The organism is Zooshikella sp. RANM57 (assembly GCF_050749885.1).
GTDB lineage: Bacteria > Pseudomonadota > Gammaproteobacteria > Pseudomonadales > Zooshikellaceae > Zooshikella.
This window is the reverse complement of sequence record NZ_JBOIUB010000003.1, coordinates 497,547-514,988: the sequence shown is the minus strand read 5'-3', so window position 1 is coordinate 514,988 and position 17,442 is coordinate 497,547. Positions and strand designations below refer to the sequence as shown.

Here is a 17,442-nt window from a genome sequence, read left to right as displayed (position 1 = left end):
TATCGATAAGCGGATGACAACCGATTTGGTGTGCAAAGTATTAATGAAAGCCTATAACCTGCGCCAACCGCCTAAAGGCCTTGTATTTCACAGTGATCGTGGCTCACAGTATACCAGCAAGCGATATTGTAAGCTGTTATAGTATCCGAGCTAGTATGGGCGATGTGGGGTCATGCTGTTGTAGAACGCTTCTTTGGTAGCTTGAAACACGATTGGCTTTTTAAGGTGAGTCAGCCAACGAGGAAATTTATGAAACAAGATGTGGCGGCTTATATGAAGTATTACAACATAGAGCAGACTGCATTCTGCCAATGGTGATTTGTCACCCATAGAGTTTGAAAATTCTCAACTAAATGTGTCCAATTTGGGTTGACCAGTACAGTCGCGACAGGTGCACTGGATGGCGATGGCTTAGGTGGCGCTTTCTCTGCAAGACAATCGGTTTCCATGGTGCTTCTTCTGAACCATTTGCGATGCAGGAAAAGGCTAACAGCAAGAGCTAGGGGGAGTCACGCACGCAGCCGAGGGGGGCATTGGCACAATCTATACTCATCACAAACTATTTTTATATGCAATTAACCTGAAGGACAATCGTTGAAGTATGCTATATTCGTTGTTTGTTATATTGGTAGCTAATTAAAAGAATAGACTTTTGCTAAGTTATGCTGAAAAAGATACTATATATCACCTTTACCTGTAATTGGTATAAAAAGTATAAGTGATTTATTTTTATACAGTGCTTAATTTACTTTTAGGAGAAAAGTATAAAATAGGCTTAGGGATTGAGCAGTAAGCCGCCTTGTGAACTATTTTGGTTAATCTAATCTGTAAAGTTAGTAGACTTTATCAGCTGATTTCAGTCAACACTCTGCTCATCAAAAAAGTATAGAAATATAAGTTAATTATAAGTGTGGGTTAAGATGTGTTAATCAAGATGCAGAAAGAGCAAAGAATTAAATATTATAGTATTAATAATTATGAGTGTATTCCTCAGGTACGCTTGCTGAGTGATGAGTTAAAGTATGCGATTAATGTAGTAGGAAAAGTACTGCCTTTTCGTATCAATAACTATGTCGTTGATGAGCTGATTGATTGGACAAAAGTACCTGATGATCCAATGTTTAAGCTGAGCTTTTTACAGCGCGATTTCCTTTCTCCAGAACAGTTTAAAAGCGTTGAAAATGCTATTAAGCGTAAGGCTCGTACAGCTGAGTTTAAATACTTGATTAACCAAATTCGACTACAACTTAACCCGCATCCATCAGGACAACTTGAACATAATACTCCTACGCTGGAAGGTATACCAATACCTGGAATCCAGCACAAGTATCAAGAAACGGTGTTAGTTTTTCCTGCTGCTGGTCAAACCTGCTTTACTTACTGTACCTTTTGCTTTCGTTGGCCGCAATTCACTGGAGATAACAGTTTAAAATTTGCAAGTAAACAGTCTCCAAGTTTCTTTGAGTATATAAGAAAACATAAGGAAGTTACTGATGTATTGATTACAGGGGGAGACCCTATGGTCATGAACTTTCGAAGAATTGAATCCATTATCAGACCTTTACTGGGTGTTGGGTTTGAGCATATCCAAAATATTCGTATTGGTAGCAAAGTGTTATCACTGTGGCCATATCGTTTTATTTCTGATCAGGATGCCGATAACTATTTAAAGTTGTTTGAAGATGTTAACCGCTCTGGCAAGCATTTAGCATTTATGGCTCATTTTAATCATTGGAAAGAGTTAAATACTGAGGCTACGCGCAAAGCAGTTCAACGTATTTTATCTACAGGCACGAATATTCGGTGTCAATCTCCAATGCTTAAGCATATTAATGATGATGCAGGTATATGGAAAAAAATGTGGCAAACACAAGTTCAACTTGGCATGATTCCTTATTATATGTTTATTGAACGAGATACCGGGCCTAAAGCCTATTTTGAAACACCTTTAGTAAAGGCTTTTGAAATATTTAGAGATGCTTATCAAGATGTTTCAGGACTTGCACGCACGGTGAGAGGTCCGTCGATGTCCGCGACGCCTGGTAAAATTACCATAGAAGGTATAGATGAAATTGCGGGTGAAAAAGTAATACAGCTAAAATTTCTCCAAAGTAGGACGCCTGACTGGTGCAATAAGATTTTTTTCGCTCAATATGATGAGCGAGCTTGCTGGTTTGATGAGTTAGTACCGGCCTTTGGGAAAAAGGAATTTTTTTTCGAATCGAATGCGTTTAAACCACTATCAAGTAAAAGGAAGCGTTTAGATGTTACCCCAGCTAGTTTGTCTTACTAAAGCATTAAATAATTTAAACATTCCATTCTCACAACTTGATTATGATGGCAACCTCATTAGAGTAGAGCTTCCAGGTCAGCACTATTTGTTCCAAAAAAGCTATACGCCATTTAATTCAGAGTCTGTAGGAAAAATTTGTTTGGACAAGGAACATACCTATCACATACTAAAAAATGTTATTGAAATGCCTAAAACACTGGGTTTTTTAGATTTTAGTGTGGCAGATAGTTATCCAGAGTACGTACGTTTTAAAAATTTAGATGAAATGGTTGAGTCTATTGAACAGCAGCTAGTTTACCCCATGGTAATAAAGAAAAATAGTGGTGCATTATCAAAGAATGTATTTCTTTGTAATGCTAAGCAAGAACTCGTTCTGGCTTTAGAAACTATTTTTGATAAAAAATCAAACTCATACGACTACGTTGCTTTAGCCCAAACATTTATCCATACTCAAGAGGAGTATAGAGCCGTTTTCTTTAACAAAAAACTGGTTTTAGCTTACGAACGTTATACAGACCAAAAAAACTTTAAAGCGGGTTATTGGAACTTGCCTGGTGGTTGTTCAAAACATATAACGGATCCATCTCTTTTAAAAGAACTACAGACGTTTATTGAGCCTATCTTTCAGCATATACCGGCCATTATGGTCGGAGTGGATATCATTAGAGATATAACGGGTAAACTTTTTCTGATTGAGTTAAATTCTGGTGCGCGTTTTAACCACTTTATTCAGTTTAATGGAGAGAATCCTGTTATACAAATGTATGAAAATATTTTCCAACAGTTGTTAGGGCCTGTTAACACTATTTGAATATCACTGTTATGACGGTAAAAGCGCTAATCTAGGCGCAAAGCGTGAAGTTTAGTTGTTCTAAATGAACTATAAATAAACGGTGTGACTCATAGATTCAATCCCACCATTATAGTCAAATCGATTTCATCAGTTGTTTATTTAAATGAAGGGGTTCAGCTCAGGTCTTTTAAGACCTGAGACTTTGAGTCTTATATTATTTTTCCCACTTATTCAATATTTCCTGTAGTTTGCCATTCAATCTCATTTTATCTATAGCACTGGAAATTTTTGTATTGATCTCAGTAGGGAAATGTAAGTTGGCGGCAATATATATCTTTCTTATGTCTCCAATAGGAATAAAGCTGAGATCATTTACATTATAACCAGACTGTTTCCAATTATAAATGTCTACATATTGAGACTCTGCGATAGCATCAATTCTATTAAACTTTAATAATCTTGAGTTGGTAATTGCATTTTTAACGTAAATAATATGTTTAAAACCTAATTGTTTTAAAAGTGGAATGTGAGCTGAAGCCGTAATAATGCCAACTTGTTTATTGAGTAGCTGCTCTAATGTGACTGTTTTAGAGGCTTTATATAATGAAATCCTGGTTTGGTAAGTAAAGAGCATAGCGATCCACGTATAATTTTTTTCTCGTTCTTGAGTACGTGTAAAGGGAATGATTGCAACTGGTGTATTGCCCGCTTTATGGATGAGATGCTGGGCCCTCTTCCATGGTAAGCCAAGTTTATAGTTAAACGTAGGTGCACCATGTTTGGTTGCTTCTTCTAATATTTCAAATGCCATTCCACTATTTTTATACTTTGTACCATTGCTGGTTTTGTCCAATATGAGTCCATTAAAAGGCATAGACTCGTTACCGACAACGGTCACTTCAGTGGCGTCAGATATTGAAGCGGTTAGTGCTACTATTAATAGAAACTTACTCTTCATGTGTTTATTTGTTACTTTTAGTAAGATAAACAGATTGCTTACAATAATTAGAATAGAACAAAATGCACCTACATCCATAACTAATGCTTCTTTTAATAACCAACTGACTAAAATAATTTTTTTAAGAGGGTAGCTGTATTTTATAGTTGTTCAAAAAATCTACTTTGTAGAACAACTTTATTTAAATGTTTTAAGAGGTTGATTTGAATCATAAAATGATGAAGGGATTATAAGTAAATTGGCTGTTTTTTACAGGTTAATTTAAGGTTATAGCTGTGACATTGTATGCTACAAAACTATCTGTACTGGCGTTTTTAATATTTTCCTCAAAGGTATTTGCAAATTGGACTAATGTGTTATGTGTAAAAGCATATGATGATCAGCATTACGTTTTAAAAAATGGTGATGGAACTAAAGAAACGATTTATGGTGAGTGGAAACTAATTGAACGAAATACTAAAGGTATTTTAACATTTGAAGTAACAGAGGATGATTACCTTGCAGTAGCAAGCCAGTGTAATAATGGATATTTACCTCAGCCTAAGCATGAGAATGGAGAATTTTACATTTTTAAGATAATAAAGAATGACGGAACATTCGGCTTAGCGAAAGGTAAGTATACAGGCACAAAGTTACCCTACAGGTGTTATTTGAGTCCTACATCGTGCTTTAAGTAATACCCATTAGGATTTACTTTTATATGATGTTCTATTCTTTGCGCTTAGCCTATAAAGTGTTAACAGGCCCTAGCAAAACTGTACTCATTTTTTATCCACATATTAATATGAAATGGTAGAATTTGTCTATCATGGTGGGTAGGGCAAAGGTTTCTATCAAACATACTTTAGGCATATTTGCCGCATCATTGCGGCAAATAGTTCAACGTATGTTATCCAGCCTTTTTCTTATCAAGATCATACATCAAAATATCATTATTGTTAATTTAAACGTGATTGGATTATTGTAAAAAGTAGGTTTGCAATGAATTTGTTTTTGAAACAGGTGCTGGGAACACTGCGAACTATAGAGGCTAAGGACGTTTTTCTACTGTGGAAAGAATAAATTAATTTATGCATTGGTACAATCGCTATTCACCACAAACTATTTTTAGATGCAATTGCCCTGACAGCGTTACCCTGTGGTTTCCTTTTTTGATAATACAATCAAAATCCTTCGGTGTGGGTATATACCCCTTTGTAAGTATGTTAAAAATAATTATTAAAGCTATTTTTTGTTGTTTAAATTTTTTTGTTTTCGGTTAATGAGTTTTGTTTGGTTATTATATGTTTGTTAAATCTGGTTTGTAATACTGCTTTATTTTGTCTGAAGAATGACAGTTTTTGTACATAAATTTAATGTGGTCCAAAAGAAAAATTTTTTAATAAACTTTGAATGAAATCTAATTTGACGACCATAAATTCACGGTGTTCTCTTTTGTATTGTTTTGTTAACTGACGAGTATTGCATTTGAGATTTTTAGCTAAATGCTCATGCTTAAACTATAACAATAAGTCTTATATGCCCTTTGCAAAAAATCAGCGTGGATTGTACGGCTTTATATAGGGAGTCTTCGATGAAAGAGGAAAATGGTAGCACATCACTCGAAATAAGGCCTCAAGCGCAAAATCGTCGTTTGTTTTATTTTCCTATTGTTCATACTGTTCAGGATATGGGTAGCTTGGCCTCTCATGTTAAGGAAAAACATAAATCTAAAGACAATCGTACCCATGTCGCATCGATAGCTCGTTTTTGGGATTTGGTGGAAGAGGAAGCATTGTCACTTTTACCGTGTAAATGCACGGTACGTATTTATCAGGATGCATTACCTATTTGTGACCATGAACTGCAGATCGTCAGTGACTTAGTTAAGCAGGGGAGCCGTAATCATACCATTGTACAGCACTTGATGGATAACGGAGCTCAAGTGATGGGAACAGAGTCTCCTGACTTATTGTTAGAGGAGTACCATTTGGCTAAGCGGGTGATGGAACAAGGTGGACAATCAATAACTGATGGTAAAGCTGCTGCAGAAATTTTACGAAAGCGTGATCAGTTTATTGCAGAAAGAATTAATAAAACCTTGGCTGCTGGAGAGGTTGGTATTGTTTTTTTAGGAATGATGCACTGTATTGAAGCAGAACTCAGCAGTGATATCGAGATTATCTATCCTATTGGCAGGCCCGAAGCAAGTCAGGGAACAGCAAAATGATGCAAAAGCCGATATTAATTGTGGATGATGACAGTGATCTATGCCAGATGTTGTCTATGGTCTTAAACCGAGAGGGGATGAAAACCTGCATTGTTCATAATGGTGACGCCGCTTTAAGCTGGTTGGCTAATCGTCAGGCTGCAGCCGTTTTACTGGATGTGAGATTACCCGACAAGAGTGGTTTAGATGTAATACGAGCCATAAAAAGTCTTCATTATGAAGTACCGGTCATTGTCATAAGTGCTTATGCCGGTGTGTTGGATGCTGTGGGTGCTTTTAAAGCGGGGGCTTTTGATTATTTACCGAAGCCTTTTGAAAATCAGCGACTTATTTTGGCGGTTAATCAGGCGTTATCCAGTTATAAGGCGTCAGTTGATGTAGAACGAGAAAATACAAAACAGTCTGTGCAGAGTGAACCTGGAGAGTCTTTATCTGAATTAATGGGTCCAAGCGCTGAAGTAAATGTACTTAGTCGAGAACTGGAACGGGTAGTAGCCACCGACTATTCTGTAATTATTCAGGGTGAGACTGGCACGGGTAAAGAGCTTATTGCCCGTTATCTTCATCATCATAGCTTACGTGCTGACGGACCTTTTGTTGCGGTAGATTGTGGAGCCATTTCAGAAAGCTTAATGGAGAATGAGTTTTTTGGGCATGAAAAGGGTGCTTATACTGGTGCGGACAGGCAGCAATGTGGACGCTTTGAAGCTGCTAATGGTGGTACGCTGTTTTTGGATGAAATTGCTAACCTTTCCTTCAATGCACAGGCTTTGTTATTGCGGGCATTGCAAGAACGGGTAATTCGCCGGGTTGGTGGGGTTAGAGATATACCTATCAATGTCCGGGTATTGGCTGCCAGCAATGTGGATTTAGAACAGGCCGAAAGGGAAGGCCATTTCCGAGAAGACCTGCTGTATCGTCTCAATGATTTTAGCTTGCGTTTGCCGAGCCTTCGTCAGCGTCGTGATGATATTCTATTTTTAGCTCACCGTTTTTTAAAAGAATGTAACCAAGAATTGAATAAATCCGTTAAAGGATTTACGCCAGAAGCAGAACAAAAATTGTTGGATTTTTCCTGGCCGGGCAACGTACGAGAGTTGCGCGGTGTAATCAGACGGGCTGTTTTGAATGTGACGCGAGAAGTGGGTGTGAGTGATATCAGGCTTCGAAAGGATGATCATTGCCTTGATGAGATGCAAGTGTCTCAGCACTTACCCATAGAGCTTGGGCAGCGATCACTCAGACAAATGGTTGCCGATTATAAACAACGACTTGAAGCTGCCATTCTTAGACAGGCGTTAAATCAAACAGGAGGTAATAAAGCAGAGGCAGCGCGTCTGCTTCATATCGACTATAAAACCATTCATACCAAACTCAAAAAGTTAGGTATTTGAGGGGAGAAAAGGAGATGAGTGATAAAAAACATAAGTCGGTTGGTGGCGTTGAGGGCATTCTACGCGGGTTGGGAGACTTAGTAGAAAAGTTAGGCGACTTGGCAGAAAAAGGTGAACAGTTAAAGCAAGGCGGTGAATTTGAAAGTAAAACCCATGATGGTCGAGATATTAAAGGATCCTATGGTGTTTCAGTCAAAGTAGGGCTCACCGAAGATGAACAACAGGTGACGCCTTTTGACAAGGAAGAAGACACATCGAGTATGAGTGAGTCAGCCGTGAGAGAAACCGCTGAGCCTTCTGTCGATGTGTTTGATGAAGGTGACATCATTCAGATTATTGCTGAGTTACCTGGTATTGGTCCAAATGATGTGACATTAAATCTTCATGGCGATGTACTGACGATCCATGCCGAAAGGGACAATAAAAAGTATTACAAGGAGTTGTTACTACCACATGAGTGCAGCAATGAGGGTATTAGCACCCAGTGTAATAACGGGGTTTTAGAGGTGTTATTGAAAAAACGGGTGGAAAGCAATGAGTGATGCAATAACCCTAAAAGTCGCAGAAGCACTCTCTAAAGATGTGGGAAGAGCCAATGCGCGAATTGATCCGTCGGACATTGAACGGCTTGGGGTAAAAATTGGCGATATTATTCAAGTGAAAGGCGACAGAGGTAGTGCTGTTGCCCGCGTGATGCCTGCGTATCCAGATATGCGTGGACAGGGTGTGATTCAGCTTGATGGTATTACTCGTGCTAATGCCAGTGTAGGGCTGGGTGAAAAAGTTCAGGTGGAATCTGTGGCGTGGGTGACAGCGGATAAAATTACGCTTACACCAACAACTGTAACGCCAAAACCAAAAGATATGGATTATATCGGCAGTTTATTAGATGGCTTACCTGTACGGCAGGGAGATCTTATTCGGGTGTCGCTGTTTGCCAGCCGTTCTGCTGATTTTCGTGTGCAAAAGGTTTCCCCAGGAAGAACTGTTGTTATTCACCCAACGACGACATTAATAGTGGGTCAAGCTGTTGATAAGAGTACAGATACTGCACAACGACTGTCTTATGAAGATGTGGGTGGACTTCGCCGTCAGGTTAATCGTATACGGGAAATGATAGAGTTACCGCTTCGTTACCCTGAAGCATTTGCCAGGCTTGGTATTGCTCCTCCTAAAGGTGTATTGATGCATGGACCTCCTGGCTGTGGTAAGACGTTAATTGCTCGTATTATTGCCCAGGAAAGTGATGCTCGTTTTTTCTCTGTCAGTGGTCCGGAAATTGTTCATAAGTTTTATGGTGAAAGTGAAGCGCATCTTCGTAAAATTTTTGAAGAAGCCAGCCGTAAAGGTCCCAGTATCATTTTTTTGGATGAAATTGATGCCATAGCACCACATCGGGAAAAAGTAGTAGGCGATGTAGAAAAGCGGGTCGTTGCGCAGTTATTAGCGTTAATGGATGGCTTAACCCGGCGTAACAATGTCATTGTGATTGCGGCCACGAACTTGCCCAATAACCTTGATCCTGCATTACGGCGACCAGGTCGGTTTGATCGGGAGATTAGCATTCCTATTCCTGATCGAGATGGACGACGAGAGATACTGGAAATCCACAGTCGTGGTATGCCATTAGCGGATGAAGTGGATTTAGATCACTTGGCAGATCTGACTCATGGCTTTGTAGGGGCAGATTTGGAAGCACTTTGTCGTGAGGCAGCCATGAGTGCGTTAAGAAAGCTGTTGCCTGATATTGACTTTAATCTGGCGGAATTACCCTACCGACAGCTCTCGCAAATGTTTGTCTCAATGGATGACTTTCTCTGTGCTTTGCGGGATGTTGAGCCTTCCGCTATTCGGGAGGTGTTTGTCGAGGTCCCCAATGTTTCATGGGACGATGTGGGTGGACTTAATTATGTGAAGCAGCGATTGGTCGAAGCGGTTGAGTGGCCATTGAAATACCCTGAATTGTTTAAAAAGGCGGGGGTGCAACCACCCAAGGGACTATTACTTGGAGGGCCTCCAGGTGTGGGTAAGACCTTAATTGCCAAGGCAGTAGCCAACGAGAGTGGCGTCAATGTCATTTCGGTGAAAGGCCCTGCGCTGATGTCGCGCTATGTGGGAGAGTCAGAGCGAGGGGTGCGGGAAGTTTTTCATACTGCTCGCCAAGCAGCACCTTGCATTATCTTTTTGGATGAAGTGGATGCTTTGATTCCTGCTCGTCATGCAGGAGGAGCAGATTCTAATGTCTCTGCTCGGGTATTGAGCCAGTTTTTAGCAGAAATGGATGGCCTGGAAGAACTGAAAGGTGTCTTCGTCATGGGGGCAACGAATCGGGTTGACCTGATTGATTCAGCGATGTTACGACCAGGACGTTTTGATGAAATTGTCTCGTTGCAGTTACCCAATCAAAAAGATCGGGAAGCCATTCTGGCGGTGCACTTGCGTAATAAACCTTTAGCGGCAGGTATTCAACCGGAAGCACTGGCAGCACGTACCCCTGGAGCCAGTGGTGCTGAGTTAGCAGCAGTATGTAATCGTGCAGCACTGTTTGCGATTCGACGAGCCGTGGAGAAGTCCTCAACAGGCAAAGTGGAGGATCTACAGGTAACGATTTCTGCTGAAGACTTTGAAACAGCCCTGGCAGAAGTGTTTCCTGCAAAAGAGGAAGAGTCGTTATCTTAGTAAGTAGCTAAACCTGCACCAGGAAAAGGAGTGCCTAATGCAGGCGATTCAACTTGCACCTGATGAAGCATTATACCTCTATGGTTTTCAATCAGGTGCTCACGCTGTCCCCGCCAATTTATTTGGGTTGAATGAATATCAACCCATAATGAGCTGTACACATGTTGGTTTAACCGCCTATGTCAGTAAAGTAAAAGCCCATGACTTTACCGGGCCTAAGGGCGAGGCCCAACTGCAAGATGTTCAGTGGCTGACACAAAATGCGCAGCGTCATGACGCCGTGCTGGAAGCCCTTATGTTGCAGGGTGATGTATTTCCCGTAACGTTTGGCTCATTATTTTCTTCCCCTCAAAAGCTGATGGACACGATGCTGGTTCAGCGCCGAATGATAGCCAATGGCCTAAAGCGGGTGGCGGGTTGTTGTGAGTGGGGCGTACAAGGGATCTTAGATCGTGCTGTTGCGCTGGATGCTCGTGTGGCAGAGGCTTTACAGCAAGCGCCCAGTCATCTTTCTGAGTCGCCTGGTCGTCGTCATTTACAGGTTCAGCGGTTAAGACGGGAACTGGAACGGAGTACTGATCGTTGGTTAGCTTCGCAAATGGATAGGGTAGTCACTGCGCTGACTGTTAATGTTCGTGACTTCTATGATCGTCAACGGCAAACGGTGGATCATCAAGTAGTGAACTGGGCTTTTTTAGTTTCTCGGCAGCATGAACAATCTTTTTTTACTGAGTTAGCAACGCAGCAGGAAGAAGCCAAAAAATATGGGTTAAATCTAATATGTAAAGGTCCCTGGCCTCCTTATAGTTTTTGCCGTGATGCAGGGGCGTAAATTGTGGCATTACTGCTTTATGGAGTCGTCAGTACTGAAGCCTGTCGTTTAGAGGCAATGCCTTTACCTGATCGTGCTGTTGAAAATAACGGTGTTATACAGCAACAGCCGTTATTTTGGGTTCAACACGGTCAACTCGCTGCTTTAGTCAGGGAGGTGAGTCAGTTACCAACAGATCAGCAAGCGGTATTGGATTATGGACGGGTCATTGCAGATATTCATCAGCAAAGAGACATTGTGCCCATTCGTTATGGCAGCTTACTCGCTAATGAAGATGTACTGCGAAATACACTGGAAAAGCAGGCTGGTCAGTATCAGACATGGTTAAGGCAGGTACAAGGCTGTGTCGAAATGGGGGTGAGTATTCCCATTGATGACATTCAGCAAAATACGCATCCTGTATCTGGTGCAGCCTATTTACAGTGGTGTCGACAAAAATATCGACCTGATCAGTTAGCACTGGCGGAAGCTGAGTTAGAAAATGTGGTAACAGGATGTTATCGACGCCGTTTTAGTGAAGTTTCTTCACGCTTTGTTCAGCGTACACTTTCCATTGCTTACTTGGTGCCAAGAAATCAATTATCACAATTTCAAATGGTTTTAAAAAAGGTCCTTGCGAATAATCCTGACTGGCAAGTAACAGGACCTTGGCCACCTTATAGTTTTGTTCATTGTTAGCTTCCTATTTTTTGCAATGAGTGACTCGAAAAAGACAGCATACGAATAGTGTCTTGTCGTGCTTAAAGCATTTATCTAACGTTTCAGAGTTGGAAAGGTAAAGACTGAAAAAAAGGAGTGTTATGAATAACGATTATAATAGTCTATTTTACCATGCTTTATTGGATGCTATTCAGGCGTCAGTGTTGGTTGTGGATGATAAACTCCGTATTCAGTCTGCAAACCGGAATTTTTTAGAAAAAGGGCGTCGTAGTGCCAGCAATACATTGGGGCGTCCACTTGCTGAAGTCATTCCTAGGGTTATTCTCGAAAATACGGATATTGAAGGCCGTATTCAGGATGTAGCTAAAAGTGGAGTTCCTCTTCATGGTCAACGGATGACCTATCGTGCGCCGGGAATACCCATGCGTATTTATTATTATTCATTACAACCGATTAAAGTGGCTGGTCACCGGCCACAAATTATGATTTTGCTTGAAGATATTACTGAGCAGGTTCGGTTATCTGAGGAAGTGAGACGAGTTGAACGTCACCTGGCTTCGGTGGTAAACAGTGCCAATGATATGGTGTTATCAATTGATATTGAAGGGCGAATATTGACTTGGAACCTGGCAGCTGAACAGTTAACGGGTTTTAGTTTTTTTTCGGTAAAAAATACGCAGTTTTTGGAACGGTGTGCTGAGACGCATCAGCCAGACGTACGAAAAATGTTGGCAGAAATGCTGACAGAAGACTCTTCTCGTACAGCTGAATGGCCGCTGATTAAAACGAATGGCAGTAGTATTTTAGTGTCTTGGGTATTATCTCCGATGAAGGATGATCACGGTAAAACGATTGGTGTTGTTGCAGTAGGGCGTGATTTAACTGAGCAAAAGAAAATGGAATTACAGTTACGCCAGTCGCAAAAGCTAGCAGCGCTTGGTGTAATGGCAGGTGGAATTGCACATGAAATTCGTAATCCGTTAGCCGTATGTTCTTCAGCTGCCCAGTTTTTGTTAGAAGATAATTTAGAAGAAACCTTTCGGAAAGAATGTGCTCATAAAATTTGTGTAGGTATTCAGCGTACATCAGCCATTATTGAAAATCTGTTGCGGTTTGCCCGCCCCTCCACTAAGACGGATATGGCAGAGGTCGCCTTAGTCGAAGTTATTTATCAAACATTAACGCTTATTGAAAATGAGTCCCGTCTAAAAAAAATTACAGTCAATAAACAGTTTGATGGTAAAGAAATTATGGTTCGAGGAGAGCCAACGCTTTTACAACAGGTTTTTATGAATTTATTTTTAAATGCCATCAATGCTATGCCTAATGGGGGGGAGTTAACCATTCGGGTTTATCATTCAGATACAGAAGTGTTTGTTGAGGTGAGTGATACAGGAATTGGTATTCCAAGTAATATGCTTGAAAGAATTTTTGATCCCTTTCATACAACATCTGTTGTGGGGGAGGGTACAGGATTAGGGTTATCGATCTGTTATTCGATTGTTCGGCAGCACCTGGGTTCAATTGATGTGGATAGCAGCCCTGACTGGGGAAGTCGTTTTACCATACGACTGCCAAAACTGTGAGTACCCTTACCCTTTGCTGTGAGTATAGAAAAGACATAAGGGAGTAAAAGGATGTTACCAGAAAATGCTTCTATTCTATTAATTGATGATGAAGCGGATATGTGCTGGGCAGTTAAGCGAATTCTTACGGGTAAAGGCTACCAGGTCACTATGGTGGATACGGGTCTACAAGCGATGGAACACGTTCAGTGTAAACATTATCCACTTATTTTTCTTGATGCTAAGTTACCTGATGTTGAAGGTTTACAGTTGGCTGAACGTATAAAACAGATATTTCCTGATACTCATATTATTTTTTTGACAGGATATTATTACCGCGATGACCCTGTGATTACTACTGCTTTATCGAAGGGTATTATTGATGGTTTTATTGCCAAACCATTTAAAAATGAAGATGTTTTAAATGTACTTATACCTCTCGCGAATCAATTTTATGCGCACAATCCATAGCGCTTATCCTCACAATCCAGACTTTTCTTAACAGACCCTAAAAACTACTTTGTCATTCTATTTATAATAGCGTACACATTTTGTATACCCACACGAGAATATATTTCAGATTATGGTGTGTATACCATAAATCACTATGGAGAAAACACCATAGTATGGCGTTGAGACCATACTTTTTAGAGGTATGATTAACGAGTTAACTAGATTATAACTTTGGGATTTAAATATTTTCTTTTATTTTTAAAGAGTTAAATTTCATCTCTAGTAGATTTTATTGTTGGCGTCACAGTTGCACAAGAGAAGGAGGTTCTTATGAACCTTTCACCTACTCATAATAAGGAGATGTATAATGGCTAATGTTGCAAAATCTACTGATTCTTCAGGCTTGGCAGAAGTCGTAGACCGCATCCTTGATAAAGGTATTGTGGTTGATGCTTGGGTAAAAGTATCACTCGTTGGCATTGAATTGCTATCTGTTGAGGCTCGTGTAGTGATTGCTTCTGTTGAAACTTATCTTAAATATGCTGAAGCGATTGGCTTAACTGCCAGTGCAGCCGCACCAGCATAATAAAATGACTTATATAGCGAGCGTCCCCCTCTGGTATACGCCAGAAGGGGACGCTCGCCTTTGCTCATAACTCAATTTGGATTGTAGCAAGTGCTAAGGAGCGGTGTGATATGGGTGCGATTGCAAATGACATGACCAAGCTGAAGCATGATATTGCAGTGCTGCGGCAGCAACGTCAGGAAATACTAAAAAAAATACGAAATCAAAGTCTTGAACTCAGTGCTCAGGTAAACCAGAGCATGCAACAGGTCAAGAATCAGCGGCTGAGTAAAAGTGGTCGTGAGGCCCGGGACAGGTTGCAGTATGTCACTACGCTGGCCTCTGATGTATCAAGAATGTTGAGACATTTTCAACAGCAGCGGGTTGAGGGTAGTCGTGCACGTACAACAGATCGTGCTGAATATCTTGCCAATATGCGTGAGGGGATTCACCAGCAACTCAATCAGTTTCGTCAATTTCGTTTAAACGAAGAAGCAAAAAGACATCAGTCAGGTGCTTACAAGCATAAGCCTGTACCGCATAAAGCAAGTGTTTCACGACAAGAAAACATTACTAAGGATTACATTGCTGAGCAGTTAAAGCAAGAAGTCACTGAAGCTCGGGATCAGCTGCAGGAAGAGTTAGCAACGACGAAGTCAATTTTAACAGGCGTTGCTGATAATGTTAGAAATACGTTGCAATCTGCGACAGAAGATGTAAATGCAGAACCTGCTGAAAGTGCTCGTCGCTCTCAAAGTTCCACAATTCGAAACAAGAAAAATAATAAACCTGAGACCGAATAAGGAGTGGCGGACATGAGTTTGATAAACGGTGTATCTACTGAAATGTCTTCAGACAGTGACCAAGTGGTACCCGAAGCCAGTGATTCTTATGTGTCCACACCTTATATTGATGCCATTGTTGAGCGTGCCTTGATGTATCTTCACAGTGGTTATCCCGTCCATATTGCGGGGCCCTCAGGTACAGGTAAGACGACACTCGCCTTTCATTTGGCAGCCCTTTGGGGACAACCTGTCACATTGATTCATGGCAATGCTGAGTTTGATACCTCGGATCTGATAGGTTCGGATAATAGTGGTTTTAATCGCAGTAAACTGGTGGATAATTATATTCACTCAGTAGTGAAAACCCAGGAAGAAATGCGTAAGGTCTGGGTTGATAATCGGCTGACCACAGCGTGTCGGAATGGTGATACGTTAGTGTATGACGAATTTAATCGTTCTCGGCCTGAAACAAATAATGTGCTGTTATCTATTCTGTCTGAGGGTATTCTCAATCTTCCAGGGTTAAGGTCTACGGGTGAGGGCTATTTAACGGTTAACCCAAATTTTCGGGCCATTTTTACCTCGAATCCAGAGGAATATGCGGGAACACATAAGACACAAGATGCATTGATGGATAGGTTGATCACCTTGCGTTTGGATCATCCTGACCGTAACACAGAACTGAAAGTGATTTGTGCAAAATCAGGACTGGAAGAAAAAGAAGCGATGTATATCGTGGATACTGTGCGTGAGCTTCGAAGTTATCATGATCACCAAGTGCGACCCTCACTGAGGGCTGGCATTGCGATCGCACGAATTCTCCATCAAGCAGGACATAAGCCGCGTAGTGGTGACCACTTTTTTCATCATGTGTGTTATGACGTACTTAGTATGGAAACGGCTAAAATCCAGCATGAAAACTGTTCTGTTTTTAACAAAATGGTAGACCAAATCATTACTCAGGTATGTCCTCCTTTATCGGTAAGAACAAATAGAAGTAAACAAGGAGGGACTTCGTCGACCAAAAAGACGTTGACTACTCAAGTTAAAAAAGTAATGGGGGATTCATAGTGGTCATAAAAACAAGTCGACCGCCCAAGACATTGTCAAATTTAAAATCGGCTACTCATCATAAAGGATGTGATGGTCGCCATTATATCAACTATTTTCAAGTAGGTGCTTTAGAATTGGAGCGGTGGCGTCGAGAAATGGAGCGTGAAGCTGCGTTAAAAAAAGTGGCTGAAATTGACCAGCGTTTAGCAAAGATTAATGTTGAAATTAATGAGCTGTTAGAGGCGGTAGATGTTGTTCCACAATCAAAAGTTGCCAAAGCAGCCACTACTCGAACCGCTAAGAAAAAGGGTTTCAACATTAAATACTGAATTACTCGAATACAATTAAGCCATTAACGATAGGTCAAGCATAACAAAATCATTGACAGGGATGGGTGTTAAAAATGAGTACACAATCCAGCAATAAAAATAAATTTATCTATGCGCTGGTTGATTCAACTGACTTGAGTATTTTCAATGTTAGAGGGGTGAACAAAAGTACGGTATATAGCTTGGCTTGTAATGATATCGCCGCTATCGTCAGTGATTTGGATAAAAGCCGAGTGAGGCCTGACCGCCGTAATATTATGGCTCACAGAGAAGTTCTTGAGCAGCTAATGCGTCAATGCAATGGTGTGTTGCCGATGCGCTTTGGTATTGTCGCGCAAAATAGTATGGCAGTTAAAGCGCTAATGTCGGCAAATATAATGTTAATCAAAGAACAAATGCAGCGTGTTTGGGGACAAGTAGAAATGGGGCTGCGTGTCACCTGGGATGTAGATAATATCTATGAATATTTTGTGGCAACGCATCCATTATTACGGGAAGCAAGAGATAGTATTATGGTCGGTGGCAGAGAGGCTTCTCGTGCAGAAAAAATTGAGTTAGGACGAATTTTTGATCAGCTACTGATGGAAGAGCGAAAGCAATACACAGATACTGTTGTTGATGTATTGCAGGATTATTGCACTGAAATTAGTGTGGGTACACCAAAGGTAAATAATGAGGTCATGAATATCTCATGTCTTGTTAAAAAAGATGAGCAAGATGATTTTGAAAAAGGAATTTTTGAAGCATCAAAATTATTTAACAATGATTATCTCTTTAATTACACTGGTCCATGGGCACCCCATAGCTTTGTCGATTTAGAGTTGCAAACTCCCCAGAAGCAGACTGTACTTTAAAGAGCATCTTTAAAAATAGT

At 40.7% G+C, this 17,442-nt stretch carries 17 protein-coding genes and 1 pseudogene; 17 read left to right on the top strand and 1 reads right to left on the bottom strand.

Going from position 1 to position 17,442, the window contains the following annotated elements:
* From ACQ96U_RS09770 to ACQ96U_RS09760, 3 genes and pseudogenes are all read left to right on the top strand, one after another.
* Positions 1 to 373: pseudogene (locus ACQ96U_RS09770) on the top strand (DDE-type integrase/transposase/recombinase); the annotation flags it as partial.
* Between the two features lie 561 nt (positions 374 to 934).
* The gene (locus ACQ96U_RS09765) at positions 935 to 2,293 is read left to right on the top strand and encodes a KamA family radical SAM protein (protein WP_431721057.1); all 1,359 of its coding nucleotides are present in this window, start codon (positions 935 to 937) and stop codon (positions 2,291 to 2,293) included.
* Complete coding sequence (locus ACQ96U_RS09760) at positions 2,265 to 3,104, top strand: ATP-grasp domain-containing protein (RefSeq protein ID WP_431721056.1); 840 nt, start codon at positions 2,265 to 2,267, stop codon at positions 3,102 to 3,104. The genes ACQ96U_RS09765 and ACQ96U_RS09760 overlap by 29 nt, the downstream gene beginning before the upstream one ends.
* Positions 3,105 to 3,300: 196 nt before the next feature.
* Here the strand turns inward: ACQ96U_RS09760 and ACQ96U_RS09755 are convergent, their stop codons facing one another.
* Positions 3,301 to 4,122, bottom strand: coding sequence for a substrate-binding periplasmic protein (locus ACQ96U_RS09755; protein ID WP_431721055.1), 822 nt, complete (start codon positions 4,120 to 4,122; stop codon positions 3,301 to 3,303).
* Between the two features lie 197 nt (positions 4,123 to 4,319).
* Between ACQ96U_RS09755 and ACQ96U_RS09750 the strand changes: the two genes are divergently transcribed.
* From ACQ96U_RS09750 to ACQ96U_RS09685, 14 genes are all read left to right on the top strand, one after another.
* Positions 4,320 to 4,721 carry a hypothetical protein gene (locus tag ACQ96U_RS09750; RefSeq protein WP_431721054.1) on the top strand — a complete coding sequence of 134 codons (402 nt, stop codon included), beginning with the start codon at positions 4,320 to 4,322 and terminating at the stop codon, positions 4,719 to 4,721.
* An 896-nt stretch (positions 4,722 to 5,617) separates the two neighbouring features.
* Positions 5,618 to 6,253, top strand: a complete 636-nt coding sequence (locus ACQ96U_RS09745) for a hypothetical protein (protein WP_431721053.1) — start codon at positions 5,618 to 5,620, stop codon at positions 6,251 to 6,253.
* Complete coding sequence (locus tag ACQ96U_RS09740) at positions 6,250 to 7,647, top strand: sigma-54-dependent transcriptional regulator (RefSeq protein WP_431721052.1); 1,398 nt, start codon at positions 6,250 to 6,252, stop codon at positions 7,645 to 7,647. The genes ACQ96U_RS09745 and ACQ96U_RS09740 overlap by 4 nt, the downstream gene beginning before the upstream one ends.
* A 14-nt stretch (positions 7,648 to 7,661) precedes the next feature.
* On the top strand, positions 7,662 to 8,189 hold the full coding sequence (locus ACQ96U_RS09735) for an Hsp20/alpha crystallin family protein (RefSeq protein ID WP_431721051.1): 528 nt from the start codon (positions 7,662 to 7,664) through the stop codon (positions 8,187 to 8,189).
* Positions 8,182 to 10,326 (top strand): CDC48 family AAA ATPase, encoded by a 2,145-nt coding sequence (locus tag ACQ96U_RS09730; protein WP_431721050.1) that lies wholly within the window; start codon positions 8,182 to 8,184, stop codon positions 10,324 to 10,326. The genes ACQ96U_RS09735 and ACQ96U_RS09730 overlap by 8 nt, the downstream gene beginning before the upstream one ends.
* Positions 10,327 to 10,363: 37 nt before the next feature.
* Positions 10,364 to 11,158, top strand: a complete 795-nt coding sequence (locus tag ACQ96U_RS09725) for a GvpL/GvpF family gas vesicle protein (protein ID WP_431721049.1) — start codon at positions 10,364 to 10,366, stop codon at positions 11,156 to 11,158.
* A gap of 3 nt (positions 11,159 to 11,161) precedes the next feature.
* Positions 11,162 to 11,836: a GvpL/GvpF family gas vesicle protein gene (locus tag ACQ96U_RS09720; protein WP_431721048.1), complete on the top strand. Its 675-nt coding sequence runs from the start codon at positions 11,162 to 11,164 to the stop codon at positions 11,834 to 11,836.
* 122 nt (positions 11,837 to 11,958) lie between these two features.
* The gene (locus tag ACQ96U_RS09715; RefSeq protein ID WP_431721047.1) at positions 11,959 to 13,404 is read left to right on the top strand and encodes an ATP-binding protein; all 1,446 of its coding nucleotides are present in this window, start codon (positions 11,959 to 11,961) and stop codon (positions 13,402 to 13,404) included.
* Between the two features lie 51 nt (positions 13,405 to 13,455).
* Positions 13,456 to 13,854, top strand: a complete 399-nt coding sequence (locus tag ACQ96U_RS09710) for a response regulator (protein ID WP_431721046.1) — start codon at positions 13,456 to 13,458, stop codon at positions 13,852 to 13,854.
* 349 nt (positions 13,855 to 14,203) lie between these two features.
* Positions 14,204 to 14,422 (top strand): gas vesicle structural protein GvpA, encoded by a 219-nt coding sequence (gene gvpA, locus ACQ96U_RS09705; protein WP_215820231.1) that lies wholly within the window; start codon positions 14,204 to 14,206, stop codon positions 14,420 to 14,422.
* Positions 14,423 to 14,532: 110 nt separating this feature from the next.
* Positions 14,533 to 15,204, top strand: coding sequence for a hypothetical protein (locus ACQ96U_RS09700; protein WP_431721045.1), 672 nt, complete (start codon positions 14,533 to 14,535; stop codon positions 15,202 to 15,204).
* A gap of 12 nt (positions 15,205 to 15,216) precedes the next feature.
* Positions 15,217 to 16,257: a gas vesicle protein GvpN gene (gvpN, locus tag ACQ96U_RS09695; protein ID WP_431721044.1), complete on the top strand. Its 1,041-nt coding sequence runs from the start codon at positions 15,217 to 15,219 to the stop codon at positions 16,255 to 16,257.
* Positions 16,257 to 16,568, top strand: a complete 312-nt coding sequence (locus ACQ96U_RS09690; RefSeq protein WP_431721043.1) for a hypothetical protein — start codon at positions 16,257 to 16,259, stop codon at positions 16,566 to 16,568. The genes gvpN and ACQ96U_RS09690 overlap by 1 nt, the downstream gene beginning before the upstream one ends.
* 74 nt (positions 16,569 to 16,642) lie before the next feature.
* Complete coding sequence (locus ACQ96U_RS09685) at positions 16,643 to 17,422, top strand: GvpL/GvpF family gas vesicle protein (RefSeq protein WP_431721042.1); 780 nt, start codon at positions 16,643 to 16,645, stop codon at positions 17,420 to 17,422.
* The last annotated feature ends 20 nt before the right edge of the window (positions 17,423 to 17,442 follow it).